The sequence below is a fragment of the Alteromonas hispanica genome, assembly GCF_010500915.1.
In the GTDB taxonomy this organism is placed as follows: Bacteria; Pseudomonadota; Gammaproteobacteria; order Enterobacterales; family Alteromonadaceae; genus Alteromonas; species Alteromonas hispanica.
This window is the reverse complement of the sequence record NZ_JAAAWP010000007.1, coordinates 105,123-120,814: the sequence shown is the minus strand read 5'-3', so window position 1 is coordinate 120,814 and position 15,692 is coordinate 105,123. Positions and strand designations below refer to the sequence as shown.

Below are 15,692 nucleotides of genomic sequence, written 5' to 3'. Positions count from 1 at the left end.
TATCAAGGTTTAGTCATCCATTTTAAAGCGGCAGCATCGTCAGAGCGCTTTGCCTCTACCCATTTCGATGTGTTGCCCTTGAACTCTTTTTTCCAAAGAGGAACCGATTGTTTTAGCATATCCATCAAAAAACAGGCCCCATCGAACGCCTCTTGTCGGTGAGCTCCAGCACAACCCACCCAAACTATTTGCTCGTTATTATAAATTCGCCCCACTCTGTGAACAGCCGCGGCACTTGTTAGAGAAAATCGAGTAACTGCTTTTTCTACTAACAGATCAAGCGCTTTCTTTGTCATTTCTGGGTAATGCTCCAGCGTTATACCATCAATGTCCCCAGCCATATTAAAGTCTCGAACCAAACCAGTAAACGTTACGATTGCGCCTGTGTTACCTGGTGCTCGGTGCTGAGCATCTTGCTGAAGTTTTGTGTAAAGTTCAGCTTGGTTGAAATCGTGCTCTTGAATAAAAGAAAACACCCCTAGCCTCCCGTGACGGGCGGAAAGTAGGCCAATTCATCGTTGGCACCCAGTACTGTTTTACTGTCGCATAGCTGCTGATTTCGGGCGGTCAAAACACTTCCCTCTAAGGCAAGCGCCCAGTTGCTGTCCATATTTTTTAAACGCGATGTAACGTTAGCTACCGTTTCGCCCTCTTCAATTTCAAGATGTAAGCTAGGAGTTTTTGAAAGTTCGCGAGTCTGTGCGAATGTTTTCACTGTTATCTGCATGAGTGAGCTATCTCTAAAAATTGCAAAGTAGTACTGAGCGAAAAGCTCAACACGAGACCATGAAGTGCTTTTATCATGGATAGGTCCAATGACCGGTTTTTCCGCCTTTTTTCTCAACAACTCGCACGCCATTCATATACATGGCAGGATCGATGGCCTTACACATGTCAAATAAGGTGAGTAGAGCAACGTTCACGCCAGTAAGCGCCTCCATTTCAACGCCTGTTTTTCCACTGAGCTTACAGTAACAGCTTGCTCTTATGCGTTGTTGCGAAGCTTGAATTTCGAAGTCTACGTCAACTTTCGACAGAGCTAACGGGTGACATAGTGGAATGAGGTCGCTACAGCGTTTTGCACCCTGGATACCGGCTACCCGTGCTACAGCAAACACGTCGCCTTTGGCTATCTTCGCTTCGCTGATTTGCTTAATAACGCTATCGTTTACATACAAAAAGCCTTCGGCAACGGCTTCTCGCTTAGTTTCACTTTTGTCACTTACATCAACCATATTTGCCTGGCCGCCAGCATCGATATGGCTAAATTTATTTTCAGATGTAGTCATGCTTGTACCAGGTGTTTAACAAAATTACAGGGTTTAAAGTCTGCGTTAAGTTGGCTGGCAATAATTTTCTCCCACCCGGTACGACAAGCCCCAGTAGAGCCCGGTAAACAAAATATTACGGTATTATTTGCAAAGCCTGCAAGCGCTCTCGACTGGATAGTAGAGGTTCCTATCTCCTCATAGCTAAGCTGACGAAATAGCTCACCAAAGCCATCGACTTCTTTATCAAACAATACGCTTATTGCTTCAGGCGTTGAGTCTCTATGAGTAAAGCCCGTACCACCGGTTATCAACACTGCATGAATATTTGCATCGGCAATCCAACCAGACACAACTGCACGCTGCTGATAGATATCGTCTTTTACTATAGCGCGGTCGGCAAGCGAATGGCCCGCTTGAGTGAGAGCCTGAGTTAAAAAATCTCCAGATTTGTCATTATCCAGCGACCTGGTATCTGAAATAGTGAGTACGGCAATGTTTAGCGGCTGGCTAACAACAGACATATAAAATCCTATTTTGCGTGCGACATCTCGTCTGGTTTTGATAAAGTGTAGAATTACGTGCAACTAGTACAATCATTTTATGAGTAGACACTTTATAAGGGTGTGCGCCATGAATTCAACACTTAAGTTAACTTAACCAATGCCTAAAATTAGCCGTAACACAATTTCCAACGAAGATGCTATGCGATACAACCGCCATATTGTGCTCCCAAATATCGACTTGGGTGGACAAGAGTCACTGTTAAACGCACGTGTACTTATTGTTGGAATGGGCGGTTTAGGTAACGCGGCGGCAACGAGCCTATGTGCGAGCGGTGTGGGCGAAATTACGCTGGTTGATTTTGATAAAGTAGACGTGACTAATCTGCATCGCCAAACCCTGTTTAACGAAACCTCGGCAGGTTCAAGCAAGGTGAAAGCAGCCCGTGAGCAATTGGTAAAAATGAACTCTCATTGCGCTATTAATGCCATAGAAGAAGCATTTTCTTTAGAACATGAGGCGTTAATCAAACGCTGTGACATTGTGCTAGATTGTACTGATAATGCCGACTCTCGTGACCTTATTAACACCTTGTGCTATGCCAATAACACCCCCTTGGTATCCGGTGCTGCCATTCGCTTTGAAGGGCAATTGTTTGTGGCCATTCCGGGTAAAAGCAAATGCTATGGATGCTTGAGAAAGTTATTTACTGCCCCTGACTTAAGCTGCGTTGAATCTGGGATATTTTCGCCCGTTGCTAATATCATTGGCACTTACCAAGCGATGCTGGCAATGCAAATAATGATGGAATTCAAAGATATTCCCTTAAATACACTTCTCACGTTTGATGCACTTACCCACGAATGGCAACGCTGGCAACTTCCCAATAATAAGACCTGCGAAATTTGTAACTAGGGCGTAAAAAAACCGGTAATGTTAATCAACAATACCGGTTTGTTTTTCGTTAAAATAGCGAAGGCTTAACTTTTACTTTTGTAAAATGCTCGCTCAATCCTATCGGTAAGATAAAATTTGTGTACCTTACTGGCTCTGTCGCCTCTTGAGTTATCTACCATGTCTTTAATCCTGTTCAACTCATACAGCGCTGCAGCCTTGGCAAGGTGATCATAAGCACTGGCTTTTTCTAGGCCGCTAATTTTTATCAACTGCTCAACATATTCTGTTTGCAAGTTGCGACGATAGCTATTTACATCACGCTTGATATCGGCTTCAAAAATACCTTTGGTTAACTCTCCCATCATTTGCTCAAGGCTATATTCATTGCCATACAATGCAGTATCGCTCATACGCATTTGAACTGCAGGATGGAGTAAGTGACTCAGCACATTTTTCTGCGCCCCAAGAAGCATTTTATGGGGTTTAGGATCTTCGTTCTTACCAAAGTTGTCGAAGCCACGACGCTGGCGCTGAATGTACGCGAACAAAGGTTCCATCGTATCAATGGCATCTGGTGCAAATACATACTCATTAAGGGTTTCCATGGCTCTACGCTGAAGCGCTTTAGGGACCGGTGTAAAAGGTTGCTCATACCCCTCTTGCCCAACAAAAGTACGGTCGACATAAACGCCGCCTACATACCGTGATACCACGCTAGCCTGACGTGCAAACTCACCAAATACAGCGTTAACACCAACTGCTAGGTCGTTATGCGAGCGATTATCCGCCAGCGTTTTATCCTTTATTTCAGTTGCTGTGGATTTAACCAGATCGAAACGATCTCGTGCGTACTCAACCGCATCGCCAGACATATCAAATATATTGATACGAGGGTCGAGGTGACGCCCTGGTGCACGCATGTCATCTGCGTCGTTGCCAAATGCTAACTCTGGCTCGGCACTGCGCGATAAAATAGCCTGCAAGCGCTCTTCTTCAGCTTCCGGATTGTCTAATGCAATGGAGTAACCGTACTCAATGGCCCAATCGTCGTAGGGGCCTGGCTTTTCAGTGTAAAAGTCCCCTTGCTCAACACCATCTGGCGCAAAGTTAACTGCCGGATAATCCATAACAGAGCCAGCCAAGATCCCTTGAGTAACCTCAACATTGTGCGCTTCGTCATGACCATGCAATTGCGAAGCTTTCATATTGTGATTAAGCCCTAGTGTGTGGCCCACTTCGTGTAAAATCAGGTAATGCATTGCTTGACGGAGTAGCTTGTCTTTTTCAACATCCCCCATCCCCTTTGCTAAAGAAGCATATTGACCAAACAGCAGACCTGCATTTAATTGATGCCCCAACGAACAATACTGCGCTTCTTCATCACTTAAGGATTCAGGCATTGCTGACGCAAGTGACGTTGCGCCATCAGTGAACATTTCTCCCGCTATCCAGCGCCCTTTCATAAAGCTGTACTCAAGCATAATGTCTGACGCGATGATTTGACCCGTTAACGGATTAGCTACGCTTGGCCCATAGCCACCAAACGGTGGTCGCGGTGAAGAGGTCCAACGCAATACGTTATAACGCACATCTTCTGCTTTCCAATCTGCATCGTCAGGCTGAATTTTCACTTCAATAGCATTGCTAATACCGGCTTTCTCAAATGCAGAATTCCAGCTCAACGTAGCGTCACGAATAGTATCTCGCCACTCTAACGGAGTTGTATTTTCAATCCACCAAACAATAGGCTCAACGGGATCTGATACTTCTGCCGTAGGATCTTTCTTTTCCAAGTGCCAACGGTTGATTACGTCGCGGCCAATGAAAGTTTGGTCGGTGGTTAAATCGTCAAATTGCTTGCCAAAGTAGCCAATACGCGGGTCGTCGCGACGGGGCTTAAAGTCATTTTCTGGCAATTCAATGAAAGCGTGCTGTAAACTTATTGTTGTGTATCGCGGGTCGGTGATGTAGTTACCGCCGCGTACTTTCGGCGTATCATTCTCAAACACGTAATCTACAACAATGTGGGTATTAGCCGGAAAGTTGTCAATGGCCGCAATTTTAGTTTTATCGGCGCTGAGCTTACCTAATTTGTAACGCTTTTTCTCTACCTCTGGCTTTGTTGCAGGCATAGGCGCTATGCGATGAAGTTTTTCATTCTCAACTACTTCATCAAGCTTTATAGCGACGCGCGAGCCTTCCTCGTTAACAATTTTCGCCGAAACCAACACCGCTTCGCTGATATTGGCGTCTGCCGCCTTACTAATTGCTGTATCTGGGTCGAAGTAATATCGCGGAGTCATAGCAACAATTTCGATGCGATCAAAAACCCGACGCATTTCAATTAGTCTATGCTGACGAAAACTACCGCGGTAATGACCCGCGTCTACAACCCCGTCAACGGTTTTAGCAAAATATAAAAAAGGTTTATTAAGCTGGCTTTCATCAATCACCATAAGGGCCGAGCCATCTTCACTATTTTGGTAGACCGGCAGATAACCCTCAAATGGGGTTTTATCTTCTAATAACTGAGAAAATGTTTTTTCTTCTTTAGATGCTTCAGCTTTTGATGCTTCACTCGCATCTTGCTTCTCGTCTTGAGCGTGAACCTGCACACTTATTACAGACACGCCGAGCAGGCCCATCATTAAGGCCTTTTTGATTTTGTTGAATCTCATAACTTTTCCTGTTGTTAGTGCCCTAATGCAAGAGCGACTGCCTGAGTTATTATTTTTATTTTGGGTTTTCAAATTTTTAACATTCATAGTGTGTAACATTAAGCGGTGTTATTTCTGCTAGTTATCTTGTTTAACCGTATGTTTAACGCGCAAAATGTTGCAAATTGTGTCTTCGATAATGTTTGAAGTAAGAACTAAGCAAAGACAAAACCGGTATGACCAATGCTTTAGATTTTAAAAACAAAAAGCGAACTGTTATGACTTAGTCAAATGGTTTTAGCGCTCATGGTTTTAGCGCATTAGAAATTTCTGCAGTTAACTCCTTTTCATCGCATAATTTGCTATAGAGGGCAGAAATGGGCGTTTCGGTAATCAGCCCTATTATTGTGCCTAGCACAAACCCACGATGGACGTTATCTCCACCTACATTAGTATTGGCTATCAATGCTTTTCTACCGTCTTCTGCATAGCGATATGCGAAGTACAAAATACTTGGCCACGCGCCAGATATGTAGCAAGCGGGGGAATACTGATGTCCCACTACTTCTATATTGCTTTTTTTCTTGGCTACAAGCTTGGGTAAAGATAACCCCATCGAGCGACTGGCGATGTCTTCTAATATTTCTTTTGCACTGTCTGTGGGGTGCTTACCATCTCGATGCAGCAGTCGAAACAAAAGTTCCACATAGAAATCGCACACCATGGCCAGAGAATCATCTGGATGAGTCAACATTAGATGGTCTCTGCAAAGTTTTTGTATCTCTTCTAGTGCATCGCCTCGTTTAGCACAACAAAGCGCCAGCGGACCAATGGTGACGAAGCCACCTATAGAGGCAGTATCATGGGTAACTGCTCCGCATTTGTGGGCAGGCCTTCCCGCCTCAAGGTTGGCAAAAAATCCACGATGATACGATTCAGCATAGGTGTCAGGATGGGCAGGTGTTGATGCACAAAGCAATCTGATATAGCTATCTAAGAAATCATCTCGCTGATAACCCTCAGACAAACATCTCAACATCACTCTTGCGCAATGTGCATTAAGCGTGTTTTCTCCTGCTTTCATGCCCTGATGGTAATGCTGGTTGGCCCCTTTCCAATACTGGCGTTTGCCCTTAAGGATAACATCGCCAACGATTTCCTTTTTATTGCTGTTCGACGACCGTGCTCGTCCCCCTTCGCTTGTCGAGTGCAGGGACATAATGGAGGAGGGATGAAAAGACGGCGCATCCTCAAATTGTGTAATCCCGCCTTTAAACGCTTTGTAGATATCTGCTGGGTTGTAGTACCAATGCACGGGCATGGCTAAAGCGTCGCCAATAAATGCATTTTTCAATGCCGCTTCAGCACGTTTTTCTACATGGCTTTCAACTTGGTTTTCCGTATGCTTTGGCGCATGGCTTTTAGCTGCCTCGCCGTGCGAACTGCTTCCAGTCTCTAAATTCGATAAATGTGAACTCAAGGCGTATTCTCCTCTTCCCCCTACTTTCTTTGTCGTTCACTCAAATGATTGCAAGAAAGTATGAAGACTGAACGGTTTTTAGATTTTAAATATATACGCCAGAGTAAAAGAGAATGATCTTTGTAAATTTTTTAGCCGAATGAAGTGTGGTTAATAACCCTAATACGCTAATTATTAGCCAATGTTAACCGTCGGCAGACAGCCGCCTCACAGCAATCGCTATGTGCAAACCCCAATAAAATTGTGTAAGACTTGTTGAATACAATATCGCCTGCCTAAGTGAATTTAGCGACGTCTCCATATCTTGCTGAATGGAGATACCATATTGAATAAAAAGCCACTCCACCGATGATAGTCCAGAGAATATCGTGCATATCAAAAGTTCCACCGTCCAGTAACAACTGTGCACACTCCCATGAAATAAGCCCAAATTGACTCACTATCAACGCGTAAATGTGAGCTTTAGGCGCAATAAACTGCGTTCGACTCTTGCCAACCAAATGAGGTAAAGCGGCGTAAAGTAAGCACGGTATCCCAATGGCGGGTAAGAAGTTCGGGATAAATCCTAAAACATAGGTTACAAGCTCTGAAGTACCAATATAATTTTTTCTGATCGAGTCTTCAAGAAACTGAAAGCCGGCGAAACATAACGCAAAAATAAAATAGTACCAATAACTGGGTTTGAATTTCACTGGACCACTCCGTTACATTCCGCTCAAAATAATCAGGCTAAGTAATTAACAAATGACTAAGGCGACTCTATTGCGCATTAAATGAAGCGCAAGTGAAATAGTCTCTGGTACTTTCATCCGTCGGATAGAAGCATTCAACGCGCAGCTCGTCAGCAGTGATATCTTGCGGTGTTCCCACCGTTGATATTATTGAAAACAGGCTCAATTCTTTTCCATCAACACAAAGTCTAAGTGGCACTACTGGCATTAATCCAGTTTTTAAGTCAACCAAATCCTTAGTTGCAAGCTCTGAAATTTTTAGGTATGAAGCCAGCTTTTGGCGAACTTCAATGTCTCCCGACGAGTTGACTTCGTTACTCAAACGCGTAACGAATAACGGATAAACTTCATCCCAGTTTTTTATATACTGCCTAAGCCCTTGAGGATGCATCGTCAACAGCGCCAAATTTACAACACCCTCCTGTCTGTTAATTAATTTAATTTCCTCAGTATCAAAAAGCCTTGCAAAGAAGATATTACTCGCCGAATTTTGTTTTACTATATTCCAGAATCGGTCCACAGCAAGCGCTGGCAGAGGGTTATGAGTTTGTAACATGCTTTCCAAGGCATCGAGAAGAGGTCGCATTACAGGTTCATCTAACCCTGTCTCTTGATAAGCAGCTGAAAATCCAGCTAGTGCCAACAAGCTATTTCTCTCACGTAAAGGGATAAACATAGCTTCACATAATCGCATCAACATCTCACGGCTTGGCTTCGAACGACCGTTTTCGATATAGCTAATATGGCGCTGCGACACGTTGGCTTCGTTTGCGAGCGCTAATTGAGACAAGTTACGGTGATTGCGCCAGCGTATCAGCTCAGTTCCTAACGTTAAAATCAATTGTTAACTCATTTTGGTAAATGGAAAGTTCGTTTTTATGTTCTATCAAAGGATGCGTTATGTCTATAACCTGCGAGGTTATTGATTTCAGTACACAAGGAGTTAACATTTTACACCATCAGTTGTTCCAAATAAGGTACACGTATGTCTCGTAAAACTGTTGCAATTACACTGTTAATTCCTTTTTCGATACTCACTGCTTATGCGGTAGTTCGAGTAGGAATTGTCGAAATTTTTACCTACCATTTGCGTAGCCCAGCGGGTTGGCAAGTTTTTACTGACTTAGTTGTAGCGCTCATCATCGTTTTAATCTGGCTAATTCCAGATGCGAGAAAAAATAATCGAAACCCTTGGCCGTGGGTAATTGCAACCATTTGCATGGGTTCAATTGGCCCCTTACTATATTTGGCTACAGAAACTGACACCATAAAAAATGGCACCAGACATCAATCTAGACATTGATGTGGGGCAATGGACCAACAAAACAGTAAAAGGCGAAGACCCTCAACTCGACAAAGCCATTGCAGTGGGTTTGGCTGAGCTTAAAGGGGATAAATCTCCTATTAAGCCGCAACCCAAAGCATCGGTGCGAGTGCCTTTTGCTCTCCCCGACGGGTTTTGTTACTAAGCAACCCCGTCAGGTTTTTCGCTAAAGCTCAAAGTAGTTAGTAAAACATTTAAATAGCTGAGTACCGCTTAGAGCCGATGCAGATGGGAAGTTAAGCATAGGAATAAGGTCGCACGGGGCATAAAGCACCCTACTTCCATTACTGTTGTCTAACTCGTCAATATTAAGGACCTGTGCCAGTGCCTCGCCTTTCTTTACTTTTTGTCCCGGTTTGGCGATGTATTCCACCATTCCGCCAAAATCAGTATATAACGTCTTATAATCTTTCAAATATACGCCTAAACGCACCATTTCAGCTGGTGAAAAATCGCTATTTAACAACACACCTTTTTGATTGAGATAACTTAAAATGCTGATAGCGTCTACAAGCCCCTCATCAAAGTTAATAACCTCTTGGCTGCCCATTTCAAGAGTAAATGCTTCTACATCAAACTGTATGTCGCGGCCAAGATGCTGCTTTACTGAGTCATGTAATGTCCACCACGGGCAAAACGTTGCTTCGTCTAAGGCACCCGCGAACACATTTGGAATAAAAATATTGTGCGGAATATTAAACAAACGGGCGCTATCTTTGGCATATTCAGGAACATAGATGTGTCTAGTAGACACAGGGCCATTGTGTAAGTCCAACACGTAGTCTGCATTTACCGCTAGCTGCTGAAGTTTCAAATTCAGCTGTTGTGCAAGTCCAAGCCCCCAAGGCTCAGCCAGTTTGTTAGCAATAGACGCCAATAAATGAGCGCGAAACCGCTGTTTAATAACCTCAACAGGCTCTTCCGGGGTCACGGTTTTAGCGAATTGTTCTACGGCCTGCTGATCATAAAAGTAACCGCGGTTCCAATTGGTGCCGTTTACTGGGTCAAAGCGACCAAGCGTGTACTCGCCAGACTTTATATTCGTTCCCACGGGATTACAGTTGGGTACAAGTATTACTTTACCCTTTATTTCAGTGTCTTTAAGCGTTTTTATTAAGTGATAAATCACTACGTTGCCTTGAACCTCGGCCCCGTGGATAGAAGACTGTATGTAAACCGTAGGTCCCGGTTTGCTGCCGGTAAACGTATAAATAGGTACGTTTAAATTACGGCCTGACGCATTTTGAGCCACAACTAAATAATCTTTTTTTAGCTGTACTTTTTCAGACTGATGCTTTGTTGAATGAAATTGGTTTAGCGACATATTCACTTCTATAACTTAATAATATGGGACGAAGAGTATCAACAAAGCAGTATTTTTCAACTATATACATTTGTTGCTATTGAGACTGTACCTAAACTGGCTTTATGCCCGTCCGCACAGGTATAAAAAAACCGCCCTTGATAACAAAAGCGGTTTTAACCTGTGCAATTACATAATAGTGTGTGCGGCCGATTTTTCGCCGTCTCAGTTTAGCACCTTGCTTAAATAGGAGAGCCCGGCGGCAATGGCATTACTTCAAACGCTGCAGGCCAAGAGCCACTAGCGAAGTAAGTATCAAAATAGCCATGCAGAATTTCATACTTATCATCGTCTGCGTTGTCGTCTAGCCACTCAGCAAACTCCAGAAGAGTTTCGTCAGCCGCCAATTTAACTTCAGGGGCAAGACTGTCGTTAGTTACTGCCTTCATGATGGCATTAAGCGCAACTAATTGCAGGCGTTTAGCTAATGGGCCGTCGCTGTCGTTTTTGTACCAATGAACATTGAGTATTTGTTTAAGCAGTAACTTAACACCTACTTTTTTGCGTCTGTCTTTGCTACTTGTTGCTTGCCACTCTAAACGGTTTAAACGCTCAGGGTGAAGCAAAAGTGACAGCGAAAAGTCAGCAGCCGAAGCAGCAGCTGAAACCGGATCTAACATTAGTCCCATCTTGCCCTTAAACTGCTCTCGGGTAACATCATCACCATAAGCCGTAGGAGGAATAAGCGATAACACGCTATCTGGCATCGCCAAGTAGCTTGTAGTAGAGGCCTTAATTAACTGCTGCATTGCACGCTGTTGTACCTGAGGCGCCACAAATGTCTGGCCTTGTGGTGTGACATAATCCCCCTTTCGTTCATATTCATAATGCAAACCACCTACCTGCTTAGCAACAGCTTCTAGCTGGTACCTGTGAAGCAAATAAATAGGCACTAAGCTATTTTCAAGTGAGGATAAACTGGCATTCTCCGCTAGCGTGTTGATGCCGAGGTTTTTCAGCGCCACATTGCGAATATTAGAAATATCATCGAAAGCATCTAGCGGGTCGTCACCATTTTCCCACATGTGCCCATTTGCTGAACCATGACGAGAGCTGCGTGTATCTGAATCAGATTTAAAGGCTAAGCCAGCGTTTCTAGCCTTAACAATAATTTTTGATAACGCCTCGACCTCTTCCTTATCGTTTGCAAAGGTGGCGTAGCCATAGGTTACTGCATGTTTATCCCAATCACCTATTCCTTTGTCATAGGCGTTTTCCAAACTTATATTACCATCGACTAGCGTTATGCGCGGGTGTGGATAGTCCATAACCGAGGCGCGGCTGTTTTCACTGGCTGCAAAGTTATGAGCAATTCCCAATGTATGCCCTACTTCATGAGCTGAAAGCTGTTTTATTCTGTCTAGCGCCATTTCTTGCTGGGCGCTTGTGTCGGCATTGCCGTCAGTAAACGGGCTAGTGAGTCCAAGCGCTATTAAATAGTCTTGTCGCACCCTAAGCGAGCCTAGCGTAACGTGGCCTTTTATAATTTCGCCAGTTCTTGGGTCAACGACAGACGAACCATAAGACCATCCTCGTGTTGCTCTGTGGACCCAGTTTATAACGTTATAGCGCACGTCCATGGGGTCTGCACCTTCAGGCAACACTTTAACCTGAAATGCGTTTTTAAAACCGGCAGCTTCGAAAGCCTGATTCCACCAACTTGCTCCTTCTTTAAGCGAAGACATTACCGGCTCGGGAATACCCGGATCTAAATAGTAAACAATAGGCTCTATCGCTTCGCTCATTGCTGCGTGGGGAGTTTTCTTTTCTAAGCGGTGGCGAGTAATAAATCGCTGCTCTGTTGCCTCCGTAATAGCAGTGGAATAATCGTAATAATTGAATTTCCAATAGCCCGAGTACGGGTGATAAACGCGAGGGGTATATCCTGGTTCAGGCAGAGCTACAAATGAATGATGTAAATGAACACTTAAGCTTTCGGCATCTGGAGTGACCTGCTGAACATAGCCCCCCGGGTTCTTCCCTTTAAATGTTACCAGTGCTTCAAGCTCTGTGTTTTTTTCAAAACCTTTTGTGCGAGGCAGGTAAACACCACTTCGCATTTTATCAACGCTATAGCTGCCTTGATCACGCCCAGACAAACGATTGCCTATGCCGTGAACATCACTTAGCAAATAATCGGTGTAATCAATCAGGTTCGTGGCATCGTTTTTTGCCACTATAGTAAAACCCGCGATAACAGAACTTGCAAAGGCTTCGTTGATACTTTGCTTTTCAGCGGCAGAGCCATGTGCTGCACGGTATTTAGTATTGTGCTGGGTAAGCATTAACTTATTACCAAAGCGCTCAAAAGAAACGAGTCGCGTGCGGCCTAGCTGCCCTCTATCTAACCCAATATCGTTGGAACCAACACCGTAAGGCAGACTACTCTGGAACAGATATTGTTCATCAGATGCCGGAATAGCCAAGAATACCTTTCCCGCAGTATCATCATAATACATGGGTATTAAACCACTTTTTTTCGTCATCCCCTGAGTAAATTCACTAATACTGGGCACAGCAGCCCAAGCCAGTGAAGAGCTTGTCATTAAAAGCGCAAACAAAATTGTGAGGGGTTGTCTGATAGAAAGTACGCGTTGCTTGTACTTTTTAAACCAAGTGGAACGCTGCATTTGTAAATTCCTTCTGAGTGGGTGCTTTAGGTTAGCCTACCCCAAGCAATCCTGTTTGCCTATCTTTGCCTATCATCGCGGTCGCAAAAATACGACGATTTGTTGAATAGACTGAAATCACACCCCATCACACTGCGGGAATAAGCAAAAGACTGTAAGAGATTGTCGGCTTTTGGTAACGTGCTGGTATCGTATGGAATTTTTTTCAAGCAATAGCTTATTGCTTCCCACACTAAGGTTTGTATTTTGAAATTTACTAATCGAGCAACTGCCATTTCCCCCTTCCTCGCCATGGCTTACGGTGAAAAAGCAACGGCTCTGCTAGAGAATGGCCACGATGTTATACGCCTTAACTTAGGAGAACCCGATTTTGGTGCCCCTAAACCAGTTATAGAAGCGATGAAATCTTCATTAGACGCCCCACACTATCCGTACACTTCGGCATTAGGCACACCAGAGTTGCGGGCCGCCATCGCAAATTTTTATCACCAAAAACACAAAATCGATATTGAGCCTAGCCGTATTGTTGTAACCGCAGGCGCAAGCGCCGCGTTGCTGTTAGCTAGCGCGGCATTAGTTGAGCCTGGCGATAACGTAATTTTGGGAGACCCTTCTTACCCTTGTAACCGACGCTTCCTTAATGCCTTTGGTGCCGACGTTAGTTTAGTGCCAACGGTGAGCGAACATAATTTTCAACTTACCGCCAACGATGTTGAAAAGCACTGGTCACAAAATACTAAGGGCGTACTCATTGCTACGCCGGCAAACCCCACTGGAACGGCAATTGATGCTGCTGAACTGCTTGCAATTGGTCAGCTGTGTAAGCAGCGCAATGGCTTTTTAATTGTCGATGAAATCTATTTAGATTTACTTTTAAACAATGAAGATAACAGTGACATCAACGCAGCCACCACTGTGCTGAAAAATGCGCAGTTACAAGATACCGTCATTGTGATAAATAGCTTTTCTAAATATTTTGGTATGACGGGTTGGCGCCTAGGCTGGTGTGTAGTGCCAGCAGAAATGACCGCCATTGTAGAGCGACTAGCTCAAAATCTTTTTATATGCCCATCTACACTCTCTCAAAAGGCAGCGCTTGCGTGCTTTACGCCAGAGGCACTGGCGCAATGTGAGGAAAATAGACAAACACTGAGCAAACGGGCCAGCTTGGTATTTTCAGCATTAACCACTATGGGACTACCTGTTGATGCTAATCCAGACGGTGCCTTTTATGCGTATATCAACATTCAAATAACCGGTCTTACAGCTATCGAGTTTTGCGACAAATTATTAGAGAAATACCATGTCGCTCTAACTCCGGGTAACGATTTTGGAGAGCATAACGCAGACAACTATGTTCGTTTATCGTTTGCCACTAATGAAAGTGACTTAATTAAGGGGCTTGAGAGACTGGCGCGATTTGTCGCTGAGTGCTCTGCTGCTGAATGATCTTTTGCTAAAGAATCTTTCGCTTAATAAGCTGTCGCTAAATTGGTAAGAAAACGGTTCAGCGGTTTCATGAATATACAAATATTATGCAAAAAAATAATGGTACGAGTACGAGATAGGTATATTTGAGTTACAGAAATTAGAACTATCAGACAACAGGACGCAATTATGAGTATTGAACGAGATTTTGATGTGGTTATTTTTGGTGCCACAGGGTTTACAGGAAAGTTAGTTGCAGAATATTTCCAGTCACAATACGGAAACGACAGTAGCGTTAAGTGGGCCATTGCGGGTCGGAACGAGCAAAAACTCAACGATGTAAAGCAAGAGTTAGGTATTAGTGATGAAATTGAAACCATTGTTGCAGACGGCGATGACGAAACGGCATTAAACGCCCTTGCACAAAGAACACAAGTTGTACTCACCACTGTTGGCCCATATCAAATTTACGGTGAAAAACTGCTCTCTGCCTGTGTTGATAACGGCACCGGATATACAGACTTATGCGGTGAACCAGCGTGGATGCACCAAATGATCAATAAGTACAATGATAAAGCAAAAGAGACAGGCGCAAACATCGTCTTTTCATGTGGCTTCGACTCTGTACCTTTCGACCTTGGTGTGCATTACCTTCAGCAACACGCTAAAAAACAAACTGGTAACCCGATTGAATATGTGAAAGGCCGAGTACGCAAGATGCAGGGAACCTTTTCTGGCGGCACTGCTGCTAGCCTAAAGGCCACCATGGTTGCAGCGAAAAAAGACAAATCAATAATGGCTGCACTTATCAATCCTTTTTCACTTGCCGACACCAATGTGGCTACAGAGCAGCCAGATGGCAATAAGCCCTATTTCGATGAAGAGTTAGGGACCTGGGTAGCACCTTTTATCATGGCTGCCATCAATACGAAAAATGTTCACCGCGCTAACTATCTTAGCAACTATGCATATGGCAAAGCTTTCAAATACGATGAAATGCTAATGACCGGACCGGGTGAAAAAGGTGAAGCGATGGCCAAACACGTAGCCAATGATAAATCGTTAGCCAGTGATGATGGCCCAAAACCCGGAGAAGGCCCAAGTAAAGAAGAGCGTGAAAACGGCTTTTATGACGTTATGTTTGTAGGCACTGCAACCAGTGGCGATATGCTTGCTGTATCAGTTAAGGGTGACAAAGACCCAGGCTATGGTTCTACCAGTAAAATGATTTCCGAATCTGCGCTGTGCTTGTGTAAAGACGTTAGCCTTTCAGGCGGGTTTTTCACGCCAGCCTCTGCGCTAGGTGATCACCTTATAAGCAGGTTGGAAGCAAATGCAGGCCTTACGTTTACCATTGAAAAGTAACGTTTTCCCGCATTTGCGATGACCGATGTGCTAGCGACTTGCATT

15 protein-coding genes are annotated in these 15,692 nt (G+C 44.1%); 5 read left to right on the top strand and 10 right to left on the bottom strand.

All coding sequences use genetic code 11. The features are described 5' to 3' along the window. Positions 1-2 precede the first annotated feature (2 nt). From GTW09_RS12135 to moaB, 4 genes are all read right to left on the bottom strand, one after another. Complete coding sequence (locus GTW09_RS12135; RefSeq protein WP_163112101.1) at positions 3-476, bottom strand: molybdenum cofactor biosynthesis protein MoaE; 474 nt, start codon at positions 474-476, stop codon at positions 3-5. A 2-nt stretch (positions 477-478) separates the two neighbouring features. Beyond that, positions 479-715 carry a MoaD/ThiS family protein gene (locus GTW09_RS12130; protein WP_232230475.1) on the bottom strand — a complete coding sequence of 79 codons (237 nt, stop codon included), beginning with the start codon at positions 713-715 and terminating at the stop codon, positions 479-481. A gap of 85 nt (positions 716-800) precedes the next feature. Further along, entirely contained in the window at positions 801-1,289 is a 489-nt protein-coding gene (gene moaC, locus GTW09_RS12125) for a cyclic pyranopterin monophosphate synthase MoaC (RefSeq protein WP_163112100.1), read from the bottom strand. Next, positions 1,286-1,792, bottom strand: a complete 507-nt coding sequence (gene moaB, locus GTW09_RS12120; RefSeq protein WP_071979846.1) for a molybdenum cofactor biosynthesis protein B — start codon at positions 1,790-1,792, stop codon at positions 1,286-1,288. The genes moaC and moaB overlap by 4 nt, the downstream gene beginning before the upstream one ends. A 139-nt stretch (positions 1,793-1,931) precedes the next feature. On the opposite strand from moaB, the gene GTW09_RS12115 reads away from it, so the two are divergent. Then, on the top strand, positions 1,932-2,687 hold the full coding sequence (locus tag GTW09_RS12115; RefSeq protein ID WP_163112099.1) for a HesA/MoeB/ThiF family protein: 756 nt from the start codon (positions 1,932-1,934) through the stop codon (positions 2,685-2,687). A 65-nt stretch (positions 2,688-2,752) separates the two neighbouring features. Here GTW09_RS12115 and GTW09_RS12110 read toward each other — a convergent pair whose 3' ends face one another. The 4 genes from GTW09_RS12110 to GTW09_RS12095 form a co-directional block, all read right to left on the bottom strand. Further along, positions 2,753-5,347, bottom strand: a complete 2,595-nt coding sequence (locus tag GTW09_RS12110; RefSeq protein WP_163112098.1) for a zinc-dependent metalloprotease — start codon at positions 5,345-5,347, stop codon at positions 2,753-2,755. Positions 5,348-5,630: 283 nt separating this feature from the next. Beyond that, positions 5,631-6,680 (bottom strand): ADP-ribosylglycohydrolase family protein, encoded by a 1,050-nt coding sequence (locus GTW09_RS12105; protein WP_239059383.1) that lies wholly within the window; start codon positions 6,678-6,680, stop codon positions 5,631-5,633. Positions 6,681-7,081: 401 nt separating this feature from the next. After that, positions 7,082-7,498, bottom strand: a complete 417-nt coding sequence (locus GTW09_RS12100; RefSeq protein WP_163112097.1) for a hypothetical protein — start codon at positions 7,496-7,498, stop codon at positions 7,082-7,084. Between the two features lie 67 nt (positions 7,499-7,565). After that, the gene (locus tag GTW09_RS12095) at positions 7,566-8,378 is read right to left on the bottom strand and encodes a helix-turn-helix transcriptional regulator (RefSeq protein WP_163112096.1); all 813 of its coding nucleotides are present in this window, start codon (positions 8,376-8,378) and stop codon (positions 7,566-7,568) included. 144 nt (positions 8,379-8,522) lie between these two features. Here GTW09_RS12095 and GTW09_RS12090 point away from each other — a divergent pair, with 144 nt between their 5' ends. Both GTW09_RS12090 and GTW09_RS12085 read left to right on the top strand, forming a co-directional pair. Beyond that, positions 8,523-8,840: a DUF2834 domain-containing protein gene (locus tag GTW09_RS12090; protein ID WP_163112095.1), complete on the top strand. Its 318-nt coding sequence runs from the start codon at positions 8,523-8,525 to the stop codon at positions 8,838-8,840. Then, a complete protein-coding gene (locus GTW09_RS12085) occupies positions 8,812-9,006 on the top strand; it encodes a hypothetical protein (RefSeq protein ID WP_163112094.1) in 195 nt (64 codons plus the stop codon). The genes GTW09_RS12090 and GTW09_RS12085 overlap by 29 nt, the downstream gene beginning before the upstream one ends. Before the next feature lie 21 nt (positions 9,007-9,027). Here the strand turns inward: GTW09_RS12085 and GTW09_RS12080 are convergent, their stop codons facing one another. Then, the gene (locus GTW09_RS12080; RefSeq protein ID WP_163112093.1) at positions 9,028-10,185 is read right to left on the bottom strand and encodes a M14 family metallopeptidase; all 1,158 of its coding nucleotides are present in this window, start codon (positions 10,183-10,185) and stop codon (positions 9,028-9,030) included. A gap of 221 nt (positions 10,186-10,406) precedes the next feature. Beyond that, positions 10,407-12,770, bottom strand: a complete 2,364-nt coding sequence (locus tag GTW09_RS12075) for a zinc-dependent metalloprotease (RefSeq protein WP_239059382.1) — start codon at positions 12,768-12,770, stop codon at positions 10,407-10,409. Between the two features lie 330 nt (positions 12,771-13,100). Between GTW09_RS12075 and GTW09_RS12070 the strand changes: the two genes are divergently transcribed. Then, positions 13,101-14,303: an aminotransferase class I/II-fold pyridoxal phosphate-dependent enzyme gene (locus GTW09_RS12070; RefSeq protein ID WP_163112091.1), complete on the top strand. Its 1,203-nt coding sequence runs from the start codon at positions 13,101-13,103 to the stop codon at positions 14,301-14,303. 168 nt (positions 14,304-14,471) lie between these two features. Beyond that, positions 14,472-15,647, top strand: a complete 1,176-nt coding sequence (locus tag GTW09_RS12065) for a saccharopine dehydrogenase family protein (protein WP_163112090.1) — start codon at positions 14,472-14,474, stop codon at positions 15,645-15,647. Positions 15,648-15,692 lie beyond the last annotated feature (45 nt).